Source organism: Streptomyces sp. 8L, assembly GCF_020176795.1.
GTDB lineage: Bacteria > Actinomycetota > Actinomycetes > Streptomycetales > Streptomycetaceae > Streptomyces.
The window spans coordinates 1-3,244 of sequence record NZ_JAIUKE010000747.1; the positions used below are offsets into that span (position 1 = coordinate 1).

Annotated in this window: 2 protein-coding genes; one reads left to right on the forward strand and one right to left on the reverse strand. The window is 71.5% G+C overall.

All coding sequences use genetic code 11. The features are described 5' to 3' along the window. Window positions 1-113: 113 nt before the first annotated feature. Window positions 114-1,631 (reverse strand): amino acid permease, encoded by a 1,518-nt coding sequence (locus LCE31_RS38180; protein WP_225022766.1) that lies wholly within the window; start codon window positions 1,629-1,631, stop codon window positions 114-116. 555 nt (window positions 1,632-2,186) lie between these two features. On the opposite strand from LCE31_RS38180, the gene LCE31_RS38185 reads away from it, so the two are divergent. Next, the gene (locus LCE31_RS38185) at window positions 2,187-3,161 is read left to right on the forward strand and encodes an NADPH:quinone reductase (RefSeq protein WP_225022768.1); all 975 of its coding nucleotides are present in this window, start codon (window positions 2,187-2,189) and stop codon (window positions 3,159-3,161) included. The last annotated feature ends 83 nt before the right edge of the window (window positions 3,162-3,244 follow it).

The window sequence follows — 3,244 nt, forward strand, 5'->3', positions numbered from 1 at the left end:
GTCCAGCGGGACGACTCCCCCGCCGCCCGCGAGCCCCCAGTCGGGCGGGCTCCCCATCCGGCCGGGAGCCCCAGCCGGGCGGGCTCCCTCCGGCCGAGGGTTCGCTCAGCCGCTCAGCCGACTGGGGCCTTTTCCAGGCCGCTCGGGCCCGCGGGACCGGCGGGGCCTTCCGGGTTCTGGCCGCGGTCCCTGTTCGCGTTGACCCGGCCGCGTACCCGGAACCAGCCCACGACCAGTGCCGCCGCGAGGATCGGGATGATCAGGATCGTGTTGCGGCCCACGGGCTTGTCGAACCACATCAGGACCAGGACACCCGCAAGGAACGCCAGCGTGAGGATCTCCACGACCGGAGACCCGGGCAGGCGGTACGACGGCCGCTCGACCAGGCCCTTCCTCGCCCTGCGGACGAAGACGAGGTGGCAGATCATGATCATGCCCCAGGCGGTCAGCACGCCGAGCGACGCGATGTTCAGGACGATCTCGAACGCCTCGCCCGGCACGACGTAGTTCAGGACCACGCCCAGGATGCAGACGGACGCGGTGAGCAGGATGCCGCCGTAGGGGACCTGGTTGCGGTTCATCCGGCCGGTGAAGCGGGGCGCGGAGCCCGCCATGGCCATCGAGCGCAGAATACGGCCGGTGGAGTAGATGCCCGAGTTCAGGCTGGACATCGCGGCGGTGAGGACGACGAGGTTCATCACGCCGCCCGCCGCCGGTACGCCGATCTTCGACAGCACGGTGACGAAGGGGCTCTGCCCGGCCGAGAAGCCGGTGTACGGGACGAGCAGCGCCAGCAGCACCACGGAGCCCACGTAGAAGACCATGACCCGCCACATGATCGAGTTCACGGCGCGCGGCACGATCTTCTGCGGTTCCGCCGTCTCGCCCGCCGTGACGCCGATCAGCTCGACCGCCGAGTACGCGAAGACGACGCCCTGGAGTACGACGACGACCGGCAGCAGCCCGGTGGGGAAGATGCCACCGTGGCTGGTGATGATGTCGAAGCCCGGCGTCCGCCCGCCCACGGGATGCTGGGTGACCAGCAGAAACACGCCGATGGCCAGGAAGACCACCAGGGCGGACACCTTGATGATCGCGAACCAGAACTCCATCTCACCGAAGATCTTCACCGAGATGAGGTTGATCGACAGCACCACCGCCAGCGCCATCAGCGCCAGCAGCCACTGCGGTACGGAGGTGAACATGCCCCAGTAGTGCACGTACAGCGCGACCGCCGTGATGTCGGCGATGCCGGTGGTCGACCAGTTCAGGAAGTACATCCAGCCGGCCGTGTACGCGCCCTTCTCGCCGAGGAACTCGCGCGCGTAGGAGACGAAGGAGCCGGACGACGGCCGGTGCAGCACCAGTTCGCCCAGCGCCCGCACCACGAAGAACGCGAACAGTCCGCAGACCGCGTACGCGAGCGCCAGCGCGGGTCCCGCCGACACCAGGCGGCCGCCCGCGCCCAGGAACAGGCCGGTGCCGATGGCGCCGCCGATCGCGATCATGTTGATGTGGCGGGATTTGAGGTCCTTGCTGTAGCCGGCGTCTCCCGCGTCGCCCGACCGTGCCGCGGGGACGGTGCCGGGGGCCCGGCCCGTCGCGGTGCCGCCCGCCGTGGCCTCCCCCATGCCACCCGCCGTAGCCTCCGCGGTGCCGCCCGGCGTGCCGGGAGCCCCTCCCGCGCTCCGCGCGCCCGCTCTCGCGCTCTGTGCGCCCGCTCCCGCGCCGCCCGGGTCGCCGCCCTTCTGGGGCTCCGCGTCTCGGACAGTTTCGTCACTGCTCACGATGTGTTCTCGCTTCGTTCGTGGGGGGAACTGGGCCACCCTAGGCCAGCACGGCTGGGCTCGAATTCCCACATTCAGTGATCCGAGTGCGAGATGAGTCACAGATGCAAAGGCGTATGGCACGTCCGGCCTTCACCCCTCGCCGCACCCCGTCCTCCGCGCCCGCCGCCCTCCCATCTTCCCCGCCCGAAGGCGGCCCTACACCACGCGTTCTCGCCAGTACACCGCGTAATGGGCCTTGCGTGCATCACGGGAGGGGCGTGGCGAAGGTCGCGCAATGGGTCCTGTGCGCCGTACGCGCCGCGGCCGTCCGGGTGTCCTTCGCATGATCGCCGTACGATCGGATCACCGGCCCCGGGCCGGTGCCATCGCCCGTCCCGCGGCAGAAGGAACGACGAAGTGAAAGCAGCTCTGTACGAACGCAACGGCTCCGCTCGCGATGTCCTCCGGGTCGAGGACATCGACCGCCCCGAGCCGGGCCCCGGTCAGGTGCGGGTGAGGATCACCCTGTCCGCGATCAACCCCACGGATGTCAAGACCCGTTCGGGTGCCACCGCTCGTGCCATCGACGGGTTCCAGGTGCCGCACCAGGACGGAGTCGGAGTGGTCGACGCCGTCGGCGCGGGCGTCGACCCGTCGCGGGTCGGCGAGCGGGTGTGGCTCTGGCTCGCCGCCGACGGCAACCGTTACGGAAGCGCCGCCGAGTACAGCGTGGTGCCCGCCGGGCACGCCGTGCCGCTGCCCGAGGGAGCGAGCGACGAGCTCGGCGCCTGCCTCGGCGTACCGGCGCTGACGGCCTACCGCTGCCTCTTCGCGGACGGCCGCCTCAACGGGCGTACGGTCCTCGTCGCGGGCGGCGCGGGCGCGGTCGGCCACTACGCGGTCCAGCTGGCCAAGCACGCGGGCGCGAGGGTCATCACGACGGTCAGCGGTCCCGAGAAGGCCGAGCAGGCCTCCCGCGCGGGCGCCGACCACGTCGTGAACTACCGTGAGCCGGGAGCGATCGACGAGGTCAGGGAGCTGGCGGGCGGACCGGTGGACCGCGTCGTCGAGGTGAACCTCGGCGCCAACGCCGAACTGGACCTCGCCGTCAGCGGCCCGCAGACCGTCATCTCCACCTACGCGGCGACCGGCGAGGTCTCCCTCCCGGTCCGGGCGCTGATGACCGCGAACGTCACGCTGCGCTTCGTCCTCCTCTACGGTGTTCCGGCGCACGACCTCGCGCGGTCCGTCACGGACGTGAACGCCGCCGTCGCGGCGGGCGCGCTGACCGCCCTGCCCATGCACCGCTACCCGCTCGCGGAGGCGGCCGCCGCGCACCAGGCGGTCGAGGGCGGCGCCGTGGGCAAGGTCGTGATCAACCCGAGCGCGTGACCCGCCCGTTGACGTGACGACGCGGCCGGGCGGGTGCGGCCGGGTGGGCGCGCCGTGCCACGTCGGCTCACACGGCCCCGCCC

Bases quoted from the DNA above. Each gene is read 5' to 3' on its own strand.
- LCE31_RS38180 (WP_225022766.1), bottom strand. From the start codon at position 1,631: ATGGGGGAGGCCACGGCGGGCGGCACCGCGACGGGCCGGGCCCCCGGC.